At 62.1% G+C, this 22,498-nt stretch carries 21 protein-coding genes, 2 tRNA genes and 1 other RNA gene; 17 read left to right on the top strand and 7 right to left on the bottom strand.

The window, feature by feature from the left end; translation table 11 throughout:
• Window positions 1-25: 25 nt before the first annotated feature.
• Window positions 26-1,288 carry a hypothetical protein gene (locus EPO61_00120; GenBank protein ID TAJ11037.1) on the top strand — a complete coding sequence of 421 codons (1,263 nt, stop codon included), beginning with the start codon at window positions 26-28 and terminating at the stop codon, window positions 1,286-1,288.
• Between the two features lie 54 nt (window positions 1,289-1,342).
• Complete coding sequence (locus EPO61_00115) at window positions 1,343-2,365, top strand: hypothetical protein (GenBank protein TAJ11036.1); 1,023 nt, start codon at window positions 1,343-1,345, stop codon at window positions 2,363-2,365.
• Window positions 2,366-2,499: 134 nt separating this feature from the next.
• Here the strand turns inward: EPO61_00115 and EPO61_00110 are convergent, their stop codons facing one another.
• Complete coding sequence (locus tag EPO61_00110) at window positions 2,500-3,369, bottom strand: methyltransferase domain-containing protein (protein ID TAJ11035.1); 870 nt, start codon at window positions 3,367-3,369, stop codon at window positions 2,500-2,502.
• Between the two features lie 15 nt (window positions 3,370-3,384).
• Window positions 3,385-4,908: a hypothetical protein gene (locus EPO61_00105; GenBank protein ID TAJ11034.1), complete on the bottom strand. Its 1,524-nt coding sequence runs from the start codon at window positions 4,906-4,908 to the stop codon at window positions 3,385-3,387.
• A gap of 87 nt (window positions 4,909-4,995) precedes the next feature.
• On the opposite strand from EPO61_00105, the gene EPO61_00100 reads away from it, so the two are divergent.
• The 6 genes from EPO61_00100 to EPO61_00075 all read left to right on the top strand — a co-directional run bounded on the left by EPO61_00100 (window position 4,996) and on the right by EPO61_00075 (window position 9,203).
• Window positions 4,996-5,085 (top strand) — tRNA-Ser (locus tag EPO61_00100).
• 180 nt (window positions 5,086-5,265) lie between these two features.
• Window positions 5,266-5,485: signal recognition particle sRNA large type (gene ffs / locus EPO61_00095), an RNA gene on the top strand.
• Between the two features lie 163 nt (window positions 5,486-5,648).
• Window positions 5,649-7,592 carry a DNA polymerase III subunit gamma/tau gene (dnaX, locus tag EPO61_00090; GenBank protein ID TAJ11033.1) on the top strand — a complete coding sequence of 648 codons (1,944 nt, stop codon included), beginning with the start codon at window positions 5,649-5,651 and terminating at the stop codon, window positions 7,590-7,592.
• Window positions 7,589-7,915 carry a YbaB/EbfC family nucleoid-associated protein gene (locus tag EPO61_00085; GenBank protein ID TAJ11032.1) on the top strand — a complete coding sequence of 109 codons (327 nt, stop codon included), beginning with the start codon at window positions 7,589-7,591 and terminating at the stop codon, window positions 7,913-7,915. Before dnaX ends, EPO61_00085 begins: the two co-directional genes overlap by 4 nt.
• Before the next feature lie 95 nt (window positions 7,916-8,010).
• Window positions 8,011-8,613, top strand: coding sequence for a recombination protein RecR (gene recR, locus EPO61_00080; GenBank protein ID TAJ11031.1), 603 nt, complete (start codon window positions 8,011-8,013; stop codon window positions 8,611-8,613).
• 74 nt (window positions 8,614-8,687) lie between these two features.
• Window positions 8,688-9,203: an RNA polymerase-binding protein DksA gene (locus tag EPO61_00075; GenBank protein ID TAJ11030.1), complete on the top strand. Its 516-nt coding sequence runs from the start codon at window positions 8,688-8,690 to the stop codon at window positions 9,201-9,203.
• Between the two features lie 20 nt (window positions 9,204-9,223).
• Here EPO61_00075 and EPO61_00070 read toward each other — a convergent pair whose 3' ends face one another.
• The 4 genes from EPO61_00070 to EPO61_00055 form a co-directional block, all read right to left on the bottom strand.
• The gene (locus EPO61_00070) at window positions 9,224-10,438 is read right to left on the bottom strand and encodes a tetratricopeptide repeat protein (protein ID TAJ11029.1); all 1,215 of its coding nucleotides are present in this window, start codon (window positions 10,436-10,438) and stop codon (window positions 9,224-9,226) included.
• Window positions 10,439-10,476: 38 nt separating this feature from the next.
• Entirely contained in the window at window positions 10,477-10,803 is a 327-nt protein-coding gene (locus EPO61_00065) for a hypothetical protein (GenBank protein ID TAJ11028.1), read from the bottom strand.
• A gap of 227 nt (window positions 10,804-11,030) precedes the next feature.
• Complete coding sequence (locus EPO61_00060) at window positions 11,031-11,570, bottom strand: carboxymethylenebutenolidase (protein TAJ11027.1); 540 nt, start codon at window positions 11,568-11,570, stop codon at window positions 11,031-11,033.
• A gap of 515 nt (window positions 11,571-12,085) precedes the next feature.
• A tRNA-Val gene (locus tag EPO61_00055) sits at window positions 12,086-12,160 on the bottom strand.
• 437 nt (window positions 12,161-12,597) lie between these two features.
• On the opposite strand from EPO61_00055, the gene EPO61_00050 reads away from it, so the two are divergent.
• The 9 genes from EPO61_00050 to rimO all read left to right on the top strand — a co-directional run bounded on the left by EPO61_00050 (window position 12,598) and on the right by rimO (window position 22,209).
• Window positions 12,598-13,632, top strand: a complete 1,035-nt coding sequence (locus EPO61_00050; GenBank protein TAJ11071.1) for a sel1 repeat family protein — start codon at window positions 12,598-12,600, stop codon at window positions 13,630-13,632.
• A gap of 212 nt (window positions 13,633-13,844) precedes the next feature.
• A complete protein-coding gene (locus EPO61_00045; GenBank protein TAJ11026.1) occupies window positions 13,845-15,161 on the top strand; it encodes a methylenetetrahydrofolate--tRNA-(uracil(54)-C(5))-methyltransferase (FADH(2)-oxidizing) TrmFO in 1,317 nt (438 codons plus the stop codon).
• Entirely contained in the window at window positions 15,134-16,084 is a 951-nt protein-coding gene (locus EPO61_00040) for a tyrosine recombinase XerC (GenBank protein ID TAJ11025.1), read from the top strand. The genes EPO61_00045 and EPO61_00040 overlap by 28 nt, the downstream gene beginning before the upstream one ends.
• Window positions 16,078-16,617: an ATP-dependent protease subunit HslV gene (gene hslV / locus EPO61_00035; GenBank protein TAJ11024.1), complete on the top strand. Its 540-nt coding sequence runs from the start codon at window positions 16,078-16,080 to the stop codon at window positions 16,615-16,617. Before EPO61_00040 ends, hslV begins: the two co-directional genes overlap by 7 nt.
• A 14-nt stretch (window positions 16,618-16,631) precedes the next feature.
• Window positions 16,632-18,026, top strand: coding sequence for an ATP-dependent protease ATPase subunit HslU (gene hslU / locus EPO61_00030; protein ID TAJ11070.1), 1,395 nt, complete (start codon window positions 16,632-16,634; stop codon window positions 18,024-18,026).
• 29 nt (window positions 18,027-18,055) lie between these two features.
• The gene (gene argB, locus EPO61_00025) at window positions 18,056-18,949 is read left to right on the top strand and encodes an acetylglutamate kinase (GenBank protein ID TAJ11023.1); all 894 of its coding nucleotides are present in this window, start codon (window positions 18,056-18,058) and stop codon (window positions 18,947-18,949) included.
• A complete protein-coding gene (locus EPO61_00020) occupies window positions 18,891-19,820 on the top strand; it encodes a M28 family peptidase (protein ID TAJ11022.1) in 930 nt (309 codons plus the stop codon). Before argB ends, EPO61_00020 begins: the two co-directional genes overlap by 59 nt.
• Window positions 19,817-20,512, top strand: a complete 696-nt coding sequence (locus EPO61_00015; protein ID TAJ11021.1) for a hypothetical protein — start codon at window positions 19,817-19,819, stop codon at window positions 20,510-20,512. Before EPO61_00020 ends, EPO61_00015 begins: the two co-directional genes overlap by 4 nt.
• A gap of 248 nt (window positions 20,513-20,760) precedes the next feature.
• Window positions 20,761-22,209 carry a 30S ribosomal protein S12 methylthiotransferase RimO gene (gene rimO, locus EPO61_00010; protein TAJ11020.1) on the top strand — a complete coding sequence of 483 codons (1,449 nt, stop codon included), beginning with the start codon at window positions 20,761-20,763 and terminating at the stop codon, window positions 22,207-22,209.
• 43 nt (window positions 22,210-22,252) lie between these two features.
• Here the strand turns inward: rimO and EPO61_00005 are convergent.
• Window positions 22,253-22,498 (bottom strand): gamma carbonic anhydrase family protein (locus tag EPO61_00005; protein ID TAJ11019.1); only part of this gene is annotated, 246 nt, incomplete at its 5' end.

Here is a 22,498-nt window from a genome sequence, read left to right as displayed (position 1 = left end):
TCCGAACGATACAGGGGGCAAGACCATGAACGACATGTCGCGCAGAGGGTTTTTGAAGGCGTCGGTGCTGACGGCCGGCGCCCTGGCCTTGGGAGACCTGGCGAGGGAAGCGCTGGGCCTGGTCGGCGATCGGAGCCTGGCCTATGCGGCCGACGGGGCGAAGACCGGCGAACCGATCAAGGTCGGGATTCTCGACCCCCTCTCCAGCCCCTATAAGACGTCGTCCATCCACGACGTCCACGGCGCGACGGTGGCCATGGACCTGTACAACAAGCGGGGCGGCGTGTTGGGCCGCCAGGTCGCCATTCTTGAAGTCGACACAGCCTCCAATGTGGACACCGCGCTCAAGGCCGCGACCAAACTGATCAAAGAAGACCGTGTGGACTTCCTGATGGGCACCTTCACCGGCGAGTGTTCGCTGGCGGTCAGCGAGCTGGCGAAGAAAGAAAACAAACTGTTCATGGTCACCGGCGCGCACATCATGGAGCTGACCGGCGCCCGCTGCAACTCCCATACGTTCGTGTTCATGCCGAATGCGCGGATGATGGCGCAAGCCGTGGCGCCGGCGATCGTGAAAGCCTATGGCACCCGCTGCTATACGATCACCGCGAACACCATGGACGGCCGCTCCGCCCTGGAAGCGATGACCGACGCCCTGCGGGCGCAGGGAGCCGAAATCCTCGGCGGGACCACGACGCCCTTTGGAACGACGGACTTCACCGCCGCCTTCACCGAGGCCAAGGCCGCCAAGCCTCAGGTGATCGTGCTGAATCTGTATGGCTGGGACCTGGTCAATGCGCTCAAGACCTATGCCAAGCTGGAGCTGGCCAAGGAAAAGATCGGTGTCGGGGGCATGATTGCCGGCGAGCAGATCGGCCGGCCTCTGGGCTATGCCAACAATGCCGGCATCTGGGGCTTGATCTGGGACCCGAAGATCAACACCGAAGGCTCCAAGAAATTCATCCAAGGGGTGATCGACAAGTACAACCATACCCCGACCTCGCGCTGCTACCTCGGCTATGCGGCCATGTCCCAGATCCTGGAAGCGGTCCGCCGCGCCGGCACGACCGACACGGCTTCAGTCATCAAGGCTCTGGAAGGCCACGAGTTCGACGGGCTGAAAGAGGGCCGGTCCTACTTCCGAGCCTGGGACCACCAGCATGTGCAAGATGTGCTGGTCGGCAAGGCCTACGGGAAGGAACTGGGGCTCGGTCATTACGAAATCCTGGCCACCGTGCCGGGCGATGCTGTGGCCGGGAGCCGCGAGCAAGCGACCTGCAAGCTGTAGCGGGATTGTTCAGCCTGCCTTGACGGCCATTGTGGGCTCCATTACAAGGGAGACATGATCCCCCTGTCCCTAAGGCTGCTCGCGGCCCTGGGTGCCATTGGGCTGGCTCTGTCTCTTCTCGTGGTCTCGGCCTCGGCCGAAGAAGTCGCCACCCCCTCTCCCTCCAAGTTTCAGTTTGAAGGAAAGGTGTCTTCCTGGCTGAGCCAAGGAGAAACCCGGTGGAGCCACAATGCCTCCGGGTCAAACCGGCTCTTGGGCGATCCTACCTCACAGTTGAAATTTAAAGATGTGGGAACGAACGTCGTGGAATTCGGCGGGCAGGTCACCTATGCGCAACGGTTTTTTGCGCGGGCGGAGTATGGCTTCGCGGACATCGGCGGGGGGAGGCTGACCGACGACGACTACGTCAGCGCCGCCGGCGCCACGTTCTACGGCACGAGCACGCCGGGCGCGCAGCGGATCTCCCGGACCTACAGCGACATCAACGGCCACGACATGTGGTACCTGAACCTGGATCTCGGGTCCAAGCTGGTCACGTCGCCTAACGGCAAAGGCTCGCTCAGCGCCTTTGTCGGGTACCAATATTGGCGGCAGGCCCATACGGCGACGGGCGTGACGCAGGTGCAATGCGCGTCCGCCCTATTTTGCAACTCGGCCGGCACCGTGAGCAATTCGGGCCAGACGGTCCTCACCAACACCGCCTCCTGGACGTCCCTGCGCATGGGGCTTGAGGGAGAGTATGAGTTCCTGCCCCGGTTGAGTTTTCGCGGGAAGGCGGCGTTTATTCCTTATGCCTCGCTGGACAATCGCGATATCCACCATCTCCGGACCGATCTGGCCCAGAACCCCAGCATCCGAATCACCGGCACCGGGGTCGGGGTGGACGCAGACGGCACGCTCAGCTATCGGATCGTCCAGCAATTGTTCTTCGATTTTGGGTATCGGTTCTGGTGGATGAACGTGCTGGATGGACAGTTTCAGAGCTACTCCCGCACCGGCATCGTTTCGACGGCGCCGCTCAACGAGTTCATGAGCATGCGGCAGGGATTTACGCTGGGCCTGCGCTACGCCTTCTAGCCGGAGCAGGATGTTGAAAAAGGCCTCCAGCTTTGCTCTCGGTCGCACCCGTGGAAGAGGCGCGTCTTGCGCGCCGGGGTGGGCGGGTGAGAGGGCCGCCTTTTTGAACATCCTGAATCGTTTCCGAGCCGACTCTACCGCCGGGCCGACCAGCAGATCGCCTCGCCGGGCATCTTGACCGTTCCGTCCGCGCCCGCATATTGCCGGGCCGCCTCCGTGATCGCACGCCAGACCATAGCCTGCCGCGCAGGCGGCTCCTTGGCCACCATCGCGATAATCGGCGCCGCGATATCCTGCTGAAAGCGGGTGTAGTCCTCCGCCGAGGCCCACTCGAACAGCAGCGTCAGCGGCTCGCTCCGGATGTCGGAAAACCCTGCTCGTGTCAGCGCTCGTTCCAGAATGGTCGCGTCGGCCAGGCTGAAAGGGCCCAGCATGCCCGGTGGCGGCGGCGGGAGGTGCAATTGCTGCCGGACCGTATTGATCGCCAGGCTGATGAAGGGGGCCTTCGGCGACGGTCCCCACACAGCCGCGGCCAGCCGCCCCCCCGGCTTCAACAACCGGTGCATGTTGGCAAGAGCGCCGGTCAAGTTCGGCAGGAACATCAGGCCCCAGCGCGACAGAATGGCATCGAAGCGTTCGCGCGGAAAGTCCAACGCCTCTGCGTCAATCTCGCGGAATTCCAGATTCGTCAGCCCCAGTTCGGCTGCCCGTTCCCGCGCAACGGCCAGCATCTGTGTCGCCTGATCGGTCGCGATGACGCGGCCCGTCGGCCCGACCTTGCGTGCCGCGGTCACGGCCGGCTCCCCGATGCCGGTGGCGACATCCAACACCTTGTGCCCGGTCCTGATCTGCGCCAGTTCCACCAGACGGTCGCTGACCGGTTTGGCGCAATGCTCCATCGTCTGCCACCATTTTTTCCAGCCGGCGGCGACGTTGCTCCAGTCCTGTTTCTGCGAGGCCTTATACTGAGCGGAGTCGAAGAGTGGCTCGGTCACGGCAGGGATTCCTCCGTAATCATTTCAGTTTGCCACGGCGGTCCGGTCGTCGAGGATCGTGGCGAGCAGTGTGCGGCCTGCGTCGGAGGCCGTATGGATGTCGGTGGGGACGATATCCACGTTGTTCAGGTATTGCAGCCGTAGCACGTCGCCCTGGCCGAATTCCGGAATCAGGGCCCCGAAGAAGAAGCCGAGCTCCCGGAGTCTGTCGCCCAGCGTCCCCGCCCCTGCCTGGGCAAGGGGAAGGTCCACGTAGATGCAATCCACCCGTTGGAGCCGCAACTCATGCAAGTGGGACCGGATGGAATCCAATGAGTCCTGGCCAAGCACATCCACAGTCAGGATCGCCTGGTTGTGGTCGGGGCGTAGCGAAACGGTCAGGTGTCCGGCTGCCGGAAGGCCGGCCGGCCCAGCGCCCCGATCGGACGTGACGATCCGTTGAATGCCCGTCGCCTCGTAAATCCCCTGCGCCAAGTCTCGATAGGGTGCCGGCAGAAAGACGGTGGCCGGCTCATGGGCGAGGGCCGTGAGATACAGGAAGGCGACCGACTGGCGGCGAGGTCTTTCGGACTCGCTGATGTTCCGGAACGAGACGGTGCCCGATGTATAGCCGAGCAGGAAGCCGACTTCGTGCGCCCCCATGTCCAGGCTCCCCTTCTGGCTGTAGGGATGAACCGTCACCGCTTCGCTGTAAATGCCGACCACCTGGTGCGCGGCCATGTCGTCGCGGGCTTGCAACTTCATGCGCTGGAACAGGCCATGGCCCTGGTAGCGGGGGTCCACCACCGCCTGTCCCGACTCGACCACCTTGGCGCCCGGTCTGGGAAAGGTCATGGCCAGGTGCCCGATCAGCTCGCCGCGCTGGTTGCAGGCCACGTAGGATTTCATCAACCCCGCCCGCTGTTGCGCTTCCACTTTCTCCGGGTAGTAGATGAACTCGCCGGGATAGGTGTAGCCGTAACAACGGTAGACGAGGCGGGCCAACTCAGCCGCCTCCTCCGGTTTCATCGGCCGCGTGGCGATGGTTTCTTCGGGATGCGCCTTCGCTGCCTCGACCGTGGCTTGGTGCTCCTTCGGGTCCGCCTTGTCTCGAAAGTCTTCGGCCGGCAACTCCCGGATCAATTCGACCCGGTTGCCCTGGGGCCCGCGATTCATAAAGCGGACCCGATCCACATAGCCGGCCTGCAGGATGGAGGCGAAGCGTGAATTCCGGCCTTCCTGCAGCCCTCGATAATCGAGAGGCAGGCCCCTATCCTCGACGGCGACCACGAGCGCATGCCCACGCAACGATACGGTCACATCGAGCGATTGGCTGGTGTCTCCCTGGTATCCTTCTTCGACGATGTTGCGGAACACTTCGCTCAGGACGAGATCCAGCTTCCGGGCCTCCTCCTGCCCCAGGCCGACCGTTGTGGCGATGTCGGCGAGCAGATCGACGAGCGTCGGCAGAAAGCGTGGATCGGCGAGGACGGTCAACCAGGCCAGCCGCCGCTCTGTGTCATTTTGTTGGGACATCGGATGGTCTCCTGCCCGTCGCTGGGGAAGCATAAGGAACTGCGCGGTGCGGCGCAAGCCTTGCCTTGCCGCTGCCCCCCCCCCATGTTAAGATGCCCGTCTCTTTGAGACTGAGATCGCGGAGAGGTGCGAGAGTGGCCGAATCGACATGCTTGGAAAGCATGCGTCGGGGTAACTCGACCGTGGGTTCGAATCCCACCCTCTCCGCCAAACTTGGCGCGATAAACATCGGTATGTATGGTTTGGGCAATGGCGCGCCAGTTGTACCAACGGGCCATGATTCTCCGTCCCCATGAAAAAAGGTGTCGCGGTACGCGACTCACTATTAGGACTTGGAACACTGAGATGACGCCGCGAAGCGACACCAAAATTTCGGCGCGGAGCTTCGTTACCTGTTGGTACTCTGGCGCGCCACTGCCGGCTGGTTTGCCGTCGGTATGTTTCTCTCGCGCCAAAAAGATTCGGGGCCGGGCCCTGTGCAACAAAATCCTGTGAACCCCGCCAGGTCCGGAAGGAAGCAACGGTAAGCAGGCTCGTGTGTGTGCCGCAGGATCACCTGGCCCCACTTTCTTGGCGCGATAGAAAATGCCCGGTTGATTTGCCAGCAGGCAGTGGTGCGCCAGTTGTACTAAGGGGCAGTGATTTTCCCTGCCCATGAAAAGGTGTCGCGCGACGCGACACCGCTTACGGCGTTCGTTGCCACTGCCGGAAGGTACTCTGGCGCGCCACTGTCTGGATAATTTGCAATCGGACGCCTATTGCGCCAAAGGACGATGGACTACCAGGTTTCAGCCAGAAAGTACCGGCCCGGCACGTTTGAGTCGGTAATTGGCCAGCCCCACGTCGTGCAGACGTTGGTCAACGCGATCGCGACCAAACGCATCGCCCACGCCTTTCTCTTTTCCGGCACGCGCGGGGTGGGCAAGACCACCGTCGCCCGCATCCTGGCCAAGGCCCTCAACTGCGAGCAGGGCCCCACCGGCACGCCCTGCGAGACCTGCGCCAACTGCCAGGAGATCACCCAGGGCACCTCCGTGGACGTGGTCGAGATCGACGGCGCGTCCAACACCAGCGTGGACGATGTGCGGGAGATCCGCGAGAACGTCAAGTTCGCGCCCTTCCGCGGCCACTATCGGGTCTACATCATCGACGAAGTCCACATGCTTTCGAACTCCGCGTTCAATGCCCTGCTCAAGACGCTGGAGGAGCCGCCTTCGCACGTGGTCTTTATCTTCGCCACGACGGAGATTCACAAGATCCCGGCGACGATCCTGTCCCGCTGCCAGCACTACAACTTCCGGCGGATTTCCAAAGCGGAAATCATGCAGCAGCTCAAGCACGTGGCCGACCAGGAAGGTCTCACGATCGAAGCCCGCAGCCTGGCGGCCCTGGCCCGGGCGAGCGAAGGCAGCATGCGGGACGCCCTCAGCCTGCTGGATCAGGCGGTGGCCTTCGGCGGGAAAGCCTTGCAGCACCGCGATCTTGAAACGCTGCTCGGCTCGGTGCCGCAGGAACAGGTCCGCGCCATGGTCGCGGCGATCCGCACGCAAGACAGTCCAGCCGCGGTGCGGGTGGTGGCCCAGTTGCTGGATCAAGGCCATGACTTGCGGGCCTACTGTTCGGAGCTTGTCGAGCACCTGCGCAATCTTCTGGTCGCCTCCGTCGTGCCCCCAGGCCAGGGACCGCAAGCGTTCCACGGGCTCATCGATTTGTCCGATGAAGAAATCACCCAGATTATCGCCGATGCCGGCACCTTCACGGCCGAGCAGTTGCAGGAGCTCTTCAAGATCTTCTCCCAGACGGAAGACACCTTGCGGCTCAGCAGCCATCCCCGTTTTGCCTTGGAGGTGGCGGCCGTGCGCGCGACGCGTCCATCGGCCGGTGGAACGGCCTCGGCAGCGGCCGTGGCGGCCCCTGCGCCGGCACGGGCGGTTGCGTCACTCAAGTCTGTGAGCCAACCGGCAGGCGCTCCTCCGCCGACCCGATCCGCACCACCTCAAACGTCACCGTCGAGGCCGGCGCCAGCTGCTGGTCCTGCCTCAACCGCGCCGCGCGCACCGGCCCCTTCAGCCCCAGCCAAACCGCCCGGTTCGACGCCTGCCAGAGGGAGCATACCGGGTCCGGCGACGGGGCCGACCCCGGCGAGTCCGGCCGGGCCGCTGGTCAGGCCGCCAGCCAAGCCGATAGAAGCGAGCGGCCCGTCCAATCCTCCGTCCCAGAAACCTCAAGGCCGGCCTGCCGATGATCCGGCCAAGGCCAAACCTGTCCCGGCCTCCGGCGCGCCGCCTGCTGCGCCGCCGATCCAGCTCAATTGGGAGCAACTGCTCGAGCGCATTGAAAATGAGCATCCCAGCATCGCGCCATTTCTGGCCCAAGGGACGCTGATCGGCACGGATCATGAGAGCGTGACCATGGGCTATCAGAAGGCGTCGACGGCCTTTGCCCGCATCAACACCGAGGCGACCCGCAACCTGGTGGCCGGCCTCTGTTCGGAGCTGGCCGGCCGGAAGGTGCGGGTGAGCGTGATCGAAATGGCGGAGGGCCAACCCACCGCGCCCAGCATGGCCCAAACGCGACTGGCGAAAGAACGAGAGCAGAAGCAGGCGCTCCTGGAACGGACCAAGACCCACCCCCTCGTCAAACAGGCCCTGGCCACCTTCGGGGGCGAACTGGTGGATGTCCGTCAGGTGACGCCACAGAAGGAGACGGAGACATGAGCAAAAACCCGTTCGGCAATATCGGCAACATTATGAAACAGGCCCAGGCCATGCAGGCGCAGATGGCCAAGATTCAGGAGCAGGCGGCGGCCAGGCAGGTCAGCGGGACCGCGGGCGGCGGGATGGTCACCGTGACGGCCAACGGGGCCATGGACATCGTGGCCGTCAAGATCGATCCGGAGGTGGTGAAATCCGGAGACGTCGAGATGTTGCAGGACCTGGTCCTTGCCGCGGCGAACGATGCGCTGCACAAGTCTCGGGACATGATGGCCGAAGAGATGAAAGCGGTCACCGGCGGACTGAACATCCCGGGGCTGATGTAAATAATGATGAAGTATGAATGCGGAATGGCATTTCCGGAGATTTCAAATTCATTTAGCACTTCGCATTCATCATTCATCGTTCTGACCTGGTAGCTATGGCGATGGATCAACAGGGGCTCCTCGCCCGACTCATCCGCGAACTGGTCCGGCTGCCGGGCATCGGCCAGAAGACCGCCCAGCGGCTGGCGTTTCACATTCTGAAGACGGATCAGGAAGAAGCCCTGCGTCTGGCCGATGCGATCCATGCCGTCAAGGAAGGGTTGGCCTTCTGCCGCCAGTGCCGGAACATCGCCGAGGGGGAGCTGTGCGAGTTTTGCCTCGACCCCAAGCGGGACAGTACGAAGATTCTCGTGGTGGAGGAGCCGAGCACCCTCTATGCGATCGAGCGGAGCGGCGGATTCCGCGGCCTGTATCATGTCCTGCTGGGGTCGCTCTCGCCCTTGGACGGGGTCGGTCCTTCCGACATCCGGGCGCAGGAGTTGGCGGACCGGCTGAAGGCCGGCGGCGTGCAGGAAGTGATCCTGGCGACCAACCCGACGATCGAGGGCGAAGCCACGGCCATCTACCTCACCAGGCTGATCAAACCGTTCGGCGTGAAGGTCTCCCGCATCGCCTACGGGATTCCCGTGGGGATGGACATCGAATATGCGGACGAAGTGACGCTGATCAAGTCCCTCGAAGGGCGGCGGGATTTGTAACGATGGTTGCGCAGGACGCCCGCGCCGACAGAGATTCCATTGACGCAAATTTCCGCGCTCTGCTATAGTCCTGCATGCCTACACGTCGAACCTCCAAACCGGTGAAGAAACGAGCCGCGCCCAAACGCGCGGCGAAGTCCGCTGCCAAGGTGCCCAAGGCTCGTCGGCCAGCCCCGTCCGCCCGCAAGGCCGCTCCGAAGAGCGCTCCGAAACGCCCCGCGAAGAAAACCGCCAAACCGGCGGGGAAATATCCCGATATCCGCCGGGACCTCCAACGACAACGGGCCGCGCTGCTGCGAGAAGCGGGGGTGGCCCTGACGAATCGGGCCGAATTCGAGACTTTCCCGGACCTCAGCGACCAAGCCTCGGCAGAAATGGATCAGAACTTTTTGTTGCGGTTGAAGGATCGCGAACGGAAGCTGATCAAGAAGATCGACGAGGCGCTCGATCGGATGTCCCACAACGTCTACGGCATCTGCGAGAGCTGCGGGGGGGACATCCCTTACAAGCGGCTGAAAGCGCGTCCCGTCACGACGCTCTGCATCGACTGCAAGACGCTCCAGGAACAGGAAGAACTGATCCGTCGGTAGGAAGGCCGGCCGCGTCCCCCTCAGCGTTTCTTCAACTCCGCCACGCGTTTCTTGACCTGCATGACCCGTTCGGCCTCCTCGGGAATCCCTTCTCCCAACGCCAGGTACGTTTCATACTCGGTGACGGCCCGCCGCTGATTGATCGTTTCATACGCCTGGGCCAAGTTGAACCGCGCGATGGGATAGTTCGGGCGGAGCGTGACGGCTCGTTGGAACGCTTCGAGGGCCTTTTTCTGGTCGCCCTGGGCCCGGTACACGTCGCCGAGGTTGTTGAGCACCTCCGGCCTGTTGGGATAGACCGTGAGCGACTGTTGCATCGCGTCGCGCGCCTTGTCCAGTTGGCCCTGCCGCTTCAACGCCAGCCCCAGCTTGTGATGGGCCTCCGACAGCATCGCCTTGTCCGAGAAGCCGCCGGCGATGGCTTTCCCGTAGGCGGTGACGGCGACCGCCGGATCGCTGGGCCCGCAATAGGCCAGTTGGGCCGTTTCCCCCCGCGCAAACTGCTGTAACGACGCGAAGGGTTCCTTATCCTCTGCGCCCCGGACGTCCGCTTTGGCCCCCCCCTTCCCCTTGCTGCTCATGGCGACGCGGCTGAGAAACTCCTTCCGGTAGGGGCTCAATAGACTTTCGTAGGTGTCGATCGAGACCGAGGCCATCAGCAGGCTGGCCGTATCGGGCGGGCCCATCGTGATGTACTGGGTCGTGCTTTTTTCATCGCCGGTCTTGTAGAGCGTGCTGAAGTCGAGATCGGCGCGGCTCGGCGCCTGGGCCAGACTCATATAAAATTCTACGTCTGGCTTCAAGGCTTCCAGGGTCATGCGGAGCACGGGGTAGGGCTTCAAGTCGAGGCCGCTGGGGAAGGTAAACAAGACGCCCACCGAGAGCCCTTCTTCATTGAAGAAGTAGGATTCCTCCGCATGGGATTCGCTTTTGGCGGCCGGGATGCGCAGCTCTTCCCCCCCGCCCCAAGGGACGGTCTGGATCGGAAGCGCCTGGTGGGTTTTCAAGAACTCGGCCTTTGGTCCACAAACGTGCGCGGATTTCATCAGGACCAGATCGCTGGCCGAGGGAGGCAATTCACGGTGCTCAAATTCCTCAGCGCACCCGCTGACCAGCAGGCTCAGTGCCAGGGTGCAGCCGGCCAACCCTCGGGATGCGATTCCGAGCCTGTGAGGAATGTGAGGAAAAGGAGGCTTCATGAAGACTGGTCGGGTGGACCAGGTCCGGTGGGCCATGGCCCACCGGACCTAGACGAATCATGATGTCGCGGAGGTTAGTATGCGCTGGGCCGTTGCGAATGCAACATGGCGTCTTCGGCGGTATAGCCGAAGAGATTGGGCCTGGTGGACGCCAGGTTGTACCACTGCCGGTTGAAGGCATAATCGAAGGCATTGGCGAAGGGGCTCATCCAGAAGGCGACCCAACGGAGCGGATGGTCGTCGACGGCCGACGTGCCTTCCGGGTCCGTATAGACCAGGGCCGTGCTTTCCATGGAGGAATAGATGGTCGTCTGGTTGGTCTTGATCTCGGTGGTTCTCGAACAGGCAGTGGCCACCAACGCCAGGATCATCACGAGTCCCATGACGGTCTGGTTCTTCATCGCATCACCTCTCTGTCTCGAACAGGAATCGATTTTCTCACCAGTATGTCCTGGAGTCTAGCCGACAAGGCCGATTCTGTCCAGCAAATCAAGGTTTTGGGACGGGGAGAGGAAAACAAATGAGAAGATCAAACTGAGGTGTTTCTCCGTCGGCGTCAATGACGATAAAACGATGGTGAGCCGACGGTTCACACGAAGTGCGGTATGACGGTCCCAGAGAGACGGTCTTATGAGCGTTTCTTTAGAGTTCTGTTTGGCACTGATGCATCCAGTAGTCTTCTGGCACTCTCAGAACCACATACGGGCAAACTCTTTGGGTCCAGTAAGCCCACCTGGACTAACACGCTCGCCTGATCCCAATAGATATGCTCATGCGTGATCTTGCCGTCCTGAATGCCGGCGATGACGACGACGGCGACTTCCACCTTCTTGCCCGTTGGGGCCACCTCCGGGAGTAACCAATCAATCACCGTCGTGTGCGTAAACGTTATGACCAATTCTTCTACGATTTGATTCGTCCCAACGGTGAGGGACACGCGATTCATGGTTACGTCAGGTGGAAAGAATTTGCCGACGAGATGATTCTTGTAAAAGCTTCTGACCCCCTCGTATCCGTTTCCGCCCATCATGTTGGCGATATTGAGGAGGTGAGGATTGTCGGCCATAGTTGCCATCGTGGTCTCCAAGTCGCCTTGGAGTTCGGCATTGACGTGCTTCTCGAGAAGCTTGATCATGGCGAGCTCGGATGCCGAATAGGTCTTGTCCATGGTGAGCTCCGATGGTTTCAGGGCCATGCATTCAAAATGCGCGCAGCAGGCGATTTCGAGCGAATCTGCCGCGAATCATAGGCTCGCCGGCTCATATTTGCAATTCGGAGGGTGTAACAGGTTTCCCGCTTCACGATGGTCTTGGGCGCGGATTCATGACGATAACGCGATGGTGAGCCGACGGCTCACACGTAGTGGGGGGAATTAGATTACTTGTGGAAAGGAACCTCTCCGCCCCCATTTGATCGAAGGGGGCGGTTCAGCAAGACGGGCGGGATAGAGGAAAAATACTGGAGGGTTTTCTCCGGCGCCATCAAATTCGATAAAGCGATAAAAAGGCGCCGGTTCAAGCGAAGCGAGATATAGAGGAAAGAGATCACTGGAGGGTTTTCTCCGTCCGCCAAGAGCAATTGTATGGGCGGCCGGTACGAGCGAGCTTGGCAGAAAAATGACTCAGGAAAGAAGAGACTCACTGCGGATCGCGCTAACCGCGCTCCCGCCAAACAAGTTCGGGGTGGTGGGCGATACAGGTATCGAACCTGTGGCCTCTTCCGTGTGAAGGAAGCGCTCTACCACTGAGCTAATCGCCCACGCGAGCGAGTCTAGCACAGGGGTTTTCAGCCAGTCAACGAAGGGGTAAACGCGGCTTCCTCATCAAAAGCAATGCTGACGCCCCCCCATTTCCTTGACGGTTGTAGGTTCCTTCGTCATACTTAGCCCCATGCGTGCCCTTTCCGTCTTCACTCTCCTAGCGGTGCTCTTCCTGCCTACAATTGCTTCCGCTGAAGTCAAAACCTTCACCGCCACGCACACCTACATCCTGGGCGACCACGACAGCAAAGACGACGCCCGCCAGCGCTGCTTGCTCGAAGCCAAACGCAAGGTGCTGGAGCAAGCGGGCGTGCTGATCGAGAGCGCGTCGGAAGTGAAAGACTTCCAACTCACCAAGGACAAGATCACCTCGTTTGCTTCAGCCGTCATGCAGGTCAAGGACACCAAGGAAAAGTTCGGTTTCGAGAATGAGCACATGACGCTTACGCTGACGATCAAGGCAGATGTGAATTTGGCGGAGGTGCGGAAGCAACTCGCCTCGCGCCAGGTTGATTCCGGGGTGCGGGATACGGTGGCAGCCCAACAGGAGCGTCTGAAACGTCTGGAAGCCCAGTTGGAGGCGATACAGCAACAACGGCAGGAGGGACAAGTTTCTACAGAGACGCCTTCGCCCCAAGCCAGTGACCTCTCGACCGAAGAGATCCAAAGGCTGAAGGCGCAGGCAGCCCAGGGCGATGCTTGGGCACAGGTTGAAATAGGGTATCGCTATGACTTGGGAGACGGCGTACCGCAGGATCTCGTGAAGGCACGGCAGTGGTATGAGAAAGCTGCCACACAGGGGAACGCGTCGGCGCAGTTCAACCTCGGGGTGCTGTATGCCCAGGGGGAGGGCGTGCCGCAGGATCTTGTGAAGGCACGGCAGTGGTATGAGAAAGCCGCCGCACAGGGGAACGCGAGTGCACAGAACAACCTCGGGGTGTTGTATGACAAGGGAGAGGGCGTGCCGCAAGATTATGCGACGGCACGGCAGTGGTACGAGAAAGCCGCTGCGCAGGGAGATGTGTCGGCGCAGAACAGCCTTGGGTTGATGTATAGCATGGGAAACGGCGTGCCGCAGGATTACGCGATGGCGCGGCAGTGGTACGAAAAAGCCGCTGCGCAGGGGTACGCATCGGCGCAGTACAATCTCGGGTTGCTGTATGACAATGGAAAGGGCGTGCCGCAGGATTACGCGGCAGCGCGGCGGTGGTACGAAAAAGCCATCGCGCAGGGGAACGCATCGGCGAAAGTCAACCTCGGGGTACTGTATGAAAACGGCGATGGCGTTCCGCAGGACTATGTGCGGGCGTACATGTGGTACAGCCTCGGGGCAGCAGCCTCGACAGGCGAAGCTCAGAAGCGCCGAGCAGACAGGCGAGATCAATTCGCTCGTCGTCTGGCTCCCGCGCAACTGGCTGAAGCCCAGCAACTCGCGCGACAGTGTGAGGCACGGCAATTCAAGGGCTGCTGAACAAGGTCCGCTGCTCGCTTCTCCCCTTCACCGGAACGCCCGATCCACACGCACAGTAGATACTGCCATTGCTCTTCGCAATAGCCCGCAACGACCAGCCCTTTCCCCGCGCCGACCGATAATTTTGCGGCTCTCTTGAGCCGGTCCGGTTGGCTTGACTCCCCCTAGGGTGGCCCGTACAATGCGATTTTCACGGAGCAAATTGGAGAAGCATGCGCGACGACATCGTCATCATCGGGGGTGGCCTGGCCGGGTCAGAGGCGGCCTGGCAGGCGGCCAATCATGGCGCCAAGGTCACGCTCTACGAAATGCGCCCCAAGGAGTCCACCCAGGCCCATAAGACCGGCTACCTGGCCGAACTGGTCTGCTCCAACTCGCTCGGCTCCACCGACATCCTGAACGCGCCCGGCATCCTCAAAGAGGAGATGCGCCGCCTCAATTCGCTCGTGATCCGGGTGGCGGACGAAGTCCGCGTGCCGGCCGGTTCGGCGCTGGCCGTGGATCGCGACCAGTTCTCGCAGAAAATCACCCAGGTGCTGGAAAGCCATCCGAACGTCCGGATTCTCCGCGAGGAGATCAAGGAGATTCCGACCGACTGCCTCTGCATCCTGGCGACGGGCCCGCTCACGTCGGATGCTCTGGCCAACGCCATCCGCGAGCTGACCCATACCAAGCACTTGTATTTTTTCGACGCGATCTCCCCGATCATCGACGCAGACTCCATCGACATGGACAAGGTCTTCCGCGCCTCGCGCTACGACAAGGGCACGGCGGATTACCTGAACTGCCCGATGGACGAGGCGACGTACGGGGCCTTCTACGACGCCATGATCAAGGCGGAAAAAGTCCAGCCCAAGGACTTCGAGAAAGTGCCCTATTTCGAAGGCTGCATCCCGATCGAAGTGATGGCGGAGCGGGGCAAGCAAACCATGTTGTTCGGCCCCTTGAAACCGGTGGGGCTGGAAGATCCCAAGACCGGCAAGCGGCCTCACGCGGTCGTGCAGTTGCGGCCGGAGAATGTCCATGGCACCTGCTATAACATGGTGGGATTTCAGACCAAGCTCACCTACCCGGAGCAGCGTCGGGTGTTCCGCATGATCCCAGGGCTGGAAAACGCCGAGTTTTTACGATTGGGCAGTTTGCACCGCAACACGTTCATCAATTCGCCCCAGCTTTTGCAGGACACGTTGCAGTTGAAGGTGCGGGGCACGGCCTTCTTCGCGGGCCAACTCGTGGGTGTAGAGGGCTATACCGAGTCGGCGGCCATGGGCGGGCTGGCCGGGATCAACGCGGCTCGTGGGCTGGCCGGACTGCCCTTGGTCACGCCTCCGCCCACGACGGCGCATGGGAGTTTGCTGACCTACATTACGACGACGGACCCCCGGCACTTTCAACCGATCAACACGAATTTCGGTCTGTTTCCACCCCTGGCCGGCAACATCCGGGACAAGGAGCAGAAGCGGCGGAAGATCGGCCAGCGTGCGCTGGAGGATCTCGAGGCATGGAAGCAGCGATCCGGGCTTTCCTGACGTTTCTCGACGTGGAGCAGGGCGCGTCCCGCGAAACGATTCGCGGCTACCGGTCGGACCTCCGCCAGTTCCTCTCGTTCGCGAACGAGCCCCGCGCCGCCTTGGCCTCCCCGCTTGCGCCGGACCAGGTGGACCCGCTGCTGATTCGGAGTTACCTGGCCTGGCTGGACCGCAAAGGCGAAAAGAAATCCTCGTTGGCGCGCAAGCTGGCGGCGCTGCGGAGCTGCTACCGGTTTTTGGCCCGAGAAGGCTTGGTCGGACGCAATCCGGCCGAGGAGGTCCGGACTCCGAAGCAGCCCCAATATCTGCCGCGGGTCCTGACCAAGGACGATGCCGACGCGCTGATGGAGTTGCCGGAGGGGAACACCCTTCTGTCCTTGCGGGACCGCGCGATTCTGGAAACGCTCTATTCGACGGGCGCCAGGGTGAGCGAACTCGTCGGGATGAATCTGGAGGACCTGAACATGGGCGACGGGCTGGTCCGGCTCAGGGGCAAAGGTCGCAAGGAGCGCATCGTGCCGATCGGCGAGGTGGCCGTCGAAAGCGTGAAGGAGTATCAGGCGAGCCTGCCGCTGAAGGCCGTTGCCGGCAAGCCCTCGGCGCAACTGGCGACCCCGGTGTTCCGCAACCATCGGGGCGGACGCCTGACGGCGCGCAGTGTCGAGCGGATCGTCGGCAAGTATTCCAGCCTGCTGGTCAGCGGCCGCGTCAGCCCGCACGCGCTCCGCCATTCGTTCGCCACGCATCTGCTGGATGAAGGGGCCGATTTGCGCGCCATTCAGGAGATGCTGGGCCATGCGTCGCTGGGCACGACGCAAAAGTATACGCATCTGGCGACGGATCAGTTGATGGCGGTCTACGACCGGGCCCACCCGCGGGCCAAGCGGCCGACCGGCGCATCGGACAAGGGCGCGGCATCATGAAGATTCGCTCCACGACGATTCTCTGCGTCCGGCGGGACCGCCGCGTGGCCATGGGGTCGGACGGGCAGGTGACGGTCGGCACCACGGTCATGAAGCACAATGCGCGCAAGCTGCGCCGTCTGCACCACGATCAGATTCTGGCCGGCTTTGCCGGGGCGACGGCGGACGCCTTTACCCTGTTCGAGAAGTTCGAAGCCAAGCTGGAGGAGCATCGGGGCAACCTGACCCGCGCCGCGGTCGAGCTGGCGAAGGACTGGCGGACCGACCGGGTGCTCCGCCGGCTGGAAGCCCTGCTCGCGGTGGCGGATTTGGAGCATTCCTTCGTCATCTCCGGCACGGGGGACGTGGTGGAGCCGGAAGACGGCATTCTGGCGATCGGCTCCGGCGGTCCCTATGCCCTGGCTGCCGCGCGGGCCCTCCTCCGCCATTCGAACCTGGATGCGCGGGCGGTGGTCGAGGAGTCCATGAAGATCGCGGGCGACATCGACATCTACACGAACCAGCAACTGGTCATGGAAGAACTCACGCCGTGAAGGGCGAGCCGGGCATGGTCGAGCTGACGCACACACAGGCGGGGCTGGATAACCTGACGCCGCGCCAGATCGTGGCCGAATTGGACCGCTACGTCATCGGCCAGCGGGACGCCAAGCGCATGGTGGCCATCGCCCTGCGCAATCGCTGGCGGCGGCAGCAGCTCACTCCCGAACTGCGGGACGAAGTCATTCCCAAGAACATCATCATGATCGGCCCGACCGGCGTGGGCAAGACCGAGATCGCGCGGCGCCTGGCCAAGCTGGCCCAGGCCCCGTTCATCAAGGTGGAAGCCTCGAAGTTCACCGAGGTCGGCTACGTCGGGCGCGACGTGGAGTCCATCATCCGCGATCTGACCGAACAGGCGGTGAGCCTTGTCAAGGCCGCGCATCAAGAGCAGGTGCAGCAGAAGGCCGAGCAGCAGGCGGAGGAGCGGTTACTGGATCTTCTCCTGCCGCCGCCGAGCGCCAAGGCTTCTTTCGGCGCGCCGGACGACCAGGGGGCCGACGGGGCCCCGGTGAATGAATCCTACGACGCCACCCGATCGAAGCTGCGTTTGCAGCTCCGCGAAGGCAAGCTGGACCATCGTTCCCTCGAGCTGGAGGTCAAGGAGCGGGGGCTGCCCATCGGCGTGATCTCCAACGTGGGCGGGATGGAGGAGCTGGAAGGCGGATTGCGCGAGATGCTGGGCGGGCTGTTTCCGGGGAAGAAAAAGAAACGCCTGATGAAGGTGCCCGATGCGTTGAAGCATCTGACGCAGGAGGAAGCCCAGAAGTTGATCGACATGGACGAGGTCGTGCGCGACGCCGTCGCCAAGGTGGAAGAAACCGGCATCGTGTTTCTGGACGAGATCGACAAGATCGCCGGACGGGAGAAGATGGCCGGCCCGGACGTGTCGCGCGAGGGGGTGCAGCGGGACCTGCTGCCGATCGTGGAGGGGTCCACCGTCAACACGAAATACGGCCCGGTCCGCACCGATCACATCCTGTTCATCGCGGCCGGGGCGTTTCACGTGGCCAAGCCATCGGATTTGATTCCGGAGCTCCAGGGCCGGTTTCCGATCCGGGTCGAGCTGACGGCCTTGACCAAAGACGATTTGGTCCGCATTCTGACCGAGCCGCGCGGCGCGCTCATCACCCAGTATCGGGCCTTGCTCGACACGGAGGGAGTGACCGTGGACTTTACCAAGGACGGACTAGAGGAGATTGCCGCCACCGCCGTCCAGGTGAACGACCGGACGGAAAACATCGGAGCCCGCCGGCTGTTCACGATTATGGAGCGGCTGCTGGAGCAGGTGTTGTTCGAGGCTCCCGACGTGGTCGAGCGAGCGATTCTGATCGATGCCGCTTATGTGAAGGACCGGCTGCGCGAGATCGCGAAGGCCGAGGATTTGAGCCGGTTTATTCTGTAAGAGCTGATAGCTGAGGAGCGGAGCGACGTATGAACAAACTGATCAAGAAGGCCAATGTCCTGATCGAGGCCCTTCCCTACATCCGGACCTTCGCCGGCAAGACCGTCGTCATCAAGTATGGCGGCAAGGCCATGACGGACGACCAGCTCAAGGACGGCTTCGCGCAGGACGTGGTGCTGATGAAGTACGTGGGCCTCAATCCGGTGATCGTGCACGGGGGCGGCCCGCAGATCAATCAGATGCTGGACCACCTCGGCATCGAGGCCAAGTTCCGCCAGGGCGTGCGGGTCACCGACCGGGCCACGATGGAGGTCGTGGAGATGGTCCTGGGCGGAAAGATCAACAAGGAAATCGTCAACCTGCTGAACCAGCACGGCGGCCGGGCCGTCGGGCTGACCGGCAAGGACGGCGGCATGATCATGGCCAAGCCGCTTACGGTCAAGGCCTGGGCGGAAAGCCTCGGCACGGAGCCTGACGGAGAGGAAGACGGCGACTTCGGGCTCGTGGGCGAGGTCCAGTCGGTCAATCCGCGCCTGATCGAAAAGCTGCAACAGGAGAGCTTTATCCCCGTCATCGCCCCGATCGGCGCAGACCGCGCGGGAAACACCTACAATATCAACGCGGACCTGGTCGCCGGCGCCATCGCGGCGGCGCTCAAGGCGGAAAAACTGCTCGTGTTGACCGACGTGAAGGGCATCCGCAACGCCAAGGGCAGCCACGTGTCCACCCTGTCGCGCAAGGACATGCAGAAGATGGTGAAGAAGGGCACGATCAGCGAGGGCATGTTGCCGAAAGTCCAATCCTGCCTGGCCGCGCTGGACGGCGGGGTTCAAAAAGCCCACATCATCGACGGGCGCATGCCGCATGCGATCTTGCTGGAGATCTTCACCGATCGGGGGATCGGCACCGAGATCGTCTCCTAGCATCGTGCAGGATCGCCTCCGCGAACATGTGATGGCGCTCGTCGGTGAACGGCACCCTGTTTCTTCCCCGGCTACACTCGCGCAAGCAGACCAGTACCTCGTCGACCAGTTCCGGAGCCTGGGGCTGATCGTGACCGGCCACCCCTTCGCCGCCTATGGCAGGACCTTCCGCAACGTGATCGCCACGCTCACGGGAACGGACGCGTCGGCGGCTCCGCTTCTCATCGCGGCCCATTATGACACGGTCATTGGTTCGCCGGGCGCGGACGACAATGCCAGCGGCCTGGCCGTGCTGCTGGAAACGGCCAGGAGCCTCAAGCATCGCCCGCTGATTCACGATGTGCAGTTCATCGGCTTTTGTCTGGAGGAAGAGAACCTGCTCGGCAGCCGGGCCTATGCGGCTCATCTGCGGACGACGAACCAGCCGATTCAGGGGATGATCGCGCTGGAATGTATGGGCTATGCCAGCGCCGAGCCCGGCTCGCAGAGGATTCCACCGGGCGTACCCATCCCGGTTCCGACCACGGGCGATTTCCTCGGCGTCATCGGGAACGAAGCGGCCGCCCATCTGGTGACGGCGCTTGCGCAAGCGGCCAAGGGGCTCGTCCCGGAGCTGAAAACCGTTCCACTTCTGGTGCCGGGGCGAGGGGAGCAGCTTCCCGACAGCAGGCGCAGCGACCATGCGGCCTTCTGGGACGAGGACTATCCGGCTGTCATGCTCACCGACACGGCCGATTTCCGCAATCCCCACTACCACCGGCCCACGGATACCATCGAGACCTTGGACTTTGCCTTTATGGAGCTGGTGGTAGATTGTCTCGCGGCTGCAACGGTCCGGCTCGCAACCATCAAGGAGCAGCCTGCCCCATGAAGAAGCAGCTGACATCCGATACCACAAGAGCCATTGCGGCAGTCTTCAGGCGCTTGGACTATGTGAAACTGGGCCCGATCTACTGCGACGAAGGGGGAGCGGCTTTCTGGAAGGCGAAGCGCGAGCCCTGCCGGAAACTCGGGATCAAGATGGCGGAGGTGCTGCTGGGTCGCCTGAAACCGAAGGGGCGGAGCCTGTACGTCGGCGCCGGGGTGGCGGAGATTCCCCTGCTCGCCATGGAAACGATGGAACTCGGGCGCGAAGTCACGGCGTGTAATCTCAGGGCGAAGGAAGTCCGCTTGTTGAATCGCGCCTGTGCCGGCTTGCCATTCCGCATTTCGGCGCAGGATGGCGGCAAGGCTGCAGGCCGATTCGACCATCTGTGGGTGGTGAGCGTGTTGAACGATCCGGAGCGATTTCCCGAGCTGGCCGCGCTTTCTTATGGCCGGGCCAACCCGGCGACGTTCGATGCGTCGCGTTTTGCGCGCGAACGGACAATCGTCAGGAGCCTGACCGATGCCTGTCTGAGGAAGCTCAAGCGGCCTGGGCTGGTCACCACATCGGTCGAAGAGATTCCCTGGATTGAGGATTGGTGCAGCCGCCACAAGGTATCCGGCTCGGTGGAGGAAACAGATTATCCCACGGCGCTGGTGGGCGATCCGGTCTGTCTGATCCGCATTGGAACTCGTTAGCAGGATGTTGAAAAAGGCCTCCAGCTTTGTTCTCGCATCGCTCAAAACCTCACCGTACGATAAAAAGTACGCCTCGGTTTCTCGCTTGCTGCGGCCTCGCTGGGTGGCCATTTTGAACATCCTGCACAGCCCATTATGGCTGCTCGGGGCCATTTGCTTGAGTGAGCGAAAATTGCTTTCCTGTCTCTCTATGTAGCCCCTTCGCTGTGTTGACAGCCCCTTCAACCGACCCGTACACTGTCTTGCGTATGGCCACTCGCAAACCATTGCCCCTTCTCTCGGAATCCGGCAAGACGCGCATCGGCTTTGTCAACCTGGGATGCACCAAAAACCAGGTGGACGCGGAAGTCATGCTCGGCTCGCTGGTGGCGAAGGGGTTTGTCCTGACCCCCGATCCAGCCGAGGCCGAGGTCGTCATCGTCAACACCTGCGGGTTTATCGAAGAAGCCAAGCAGGAATCCATCAATGCGATCATCGAGCATGGGCATCTGAAGAAAACCGGCTCCTGCCGGGTGCTGATCGCCGCCGGCTGCCTGGCGCAGCGGTACCAAGGCGAGCTGCTGAAGGAACTACCTGAGTTGGACGGAGTGGTCGGGACCGGCGAGATCGGCCGGATCGCCGAGATCACCCAGACGTTGCTCAAGCCGGGCCGCAAGCGGCAAGGGCTCTTTTTCTCCCCGCCTCCCTATCTCTACGATGAACGGACCCCCCGACTCCGGCTGGACAAGCCGCACATGGCCTATATCAAGATCGCCGAGGGCTGCAATCGCAATTGCGCCTTCTGCGCCATCCCCCTCATGCGGGGCAAACAGCGGAGCCGGCCCGTGGAGTCCATCGTGGCGGAGGCCCAGCGGCTCGCCGATGAAGGAGTGAAGGAGATCAACCTGATCTCCCAGGACACGGTCAACTATGGGGTGGATCTGGGGCTCAGGCAGGGGTTGACGCAGCTCCTGCGCGGGTTGGTCAAGGTGAACGGGCTGCGATGGATCAGGCCCTTCTATCTCTATCCCCAGCAGATGAACGACGAATTGATTTCGCTCTACGCCGGGGAGGAAAAGATCGCCAAGTATATCGACATGCCGCTCCAGCACATCAACGATGCGATGCTGAAGCGCATGCACCGGTTGGGGGACAAGGCTTCGATTACGGCGCTGGTGGAACGGCTCAGGAAACGGATTCCGGGGCTCACGTTTCGGACGGCGTTCATCGTGGGGTTTCCCGGTGAAACCGACGCAGCCTATGACGAGCTGAAGCAGTATGTGCAGGACATGGCCTTCGAGCGGGTGGCCGTGTTCCTCTATTCCGACGAGGAAGACACGTCCGCCGTCGAGATGAATGGGAAGCTCGACAGGCAACTCATGGACGAACGTCGGGCCGAACTGCTCAACTTGCAGGAAGGCATTGCGCTCAAGAAGAGCCAAGCGCTGCTCGGGCGCACGGTCGAGGTGTTGGTGGAAGGTCCGTCCGAGGAATCGGATCAACTGCTGGCTTCCCGTCACGAAGGCATGGCGCCTGAAATCGACGGGCTGGTGTATTTGAATCAGGGGTCGGCCAAAGCGGGAGAGTTCGTCAAAGCGACCATTACGGATGCATCAGCCTACGATCTTGTCGGCCACGTGGCCGGCTCGCCGACGGTTGATAAATCTTCACCGGTGGCTCTTGTGATGCCGGCAATGACCGCGAAGGGGCACTCGTGAAACGAGAGGTTTCTGGCGGGCGACGAACGACGCGATATGGTTGTTACGGCTGGAAGCCCGGCTTTGACTTGAGCGGTTCCCCCAAATAGGTCTTCGCATAGCGGATATAGTTCTCCGCTGACTCCCTGATCCACTCCAATTCCTCTTTGGTCACCGACCGCTTGACCTTGGCCGGCGAGCCCAGGATCAGGCTCTTGGGCGGCACGATGGTGCCCTCGGTGACCAACGCCCCGGCCCCCACCACGCAGTCCTCGCCGATCACCGCCCCGTCCATGATGATGGCCCCCAT

This window comes from Nitrospirota bacterium (genome assembly GCA_004296885.1).
GTDB lineage: Bacteria > Nitrospirota > Nitrospiria > Nitrospirales > Nitrospiraceae > SYGV01.
This window is presented reverse-complemented; position numbering and strand designations above follow the sequence as displayed.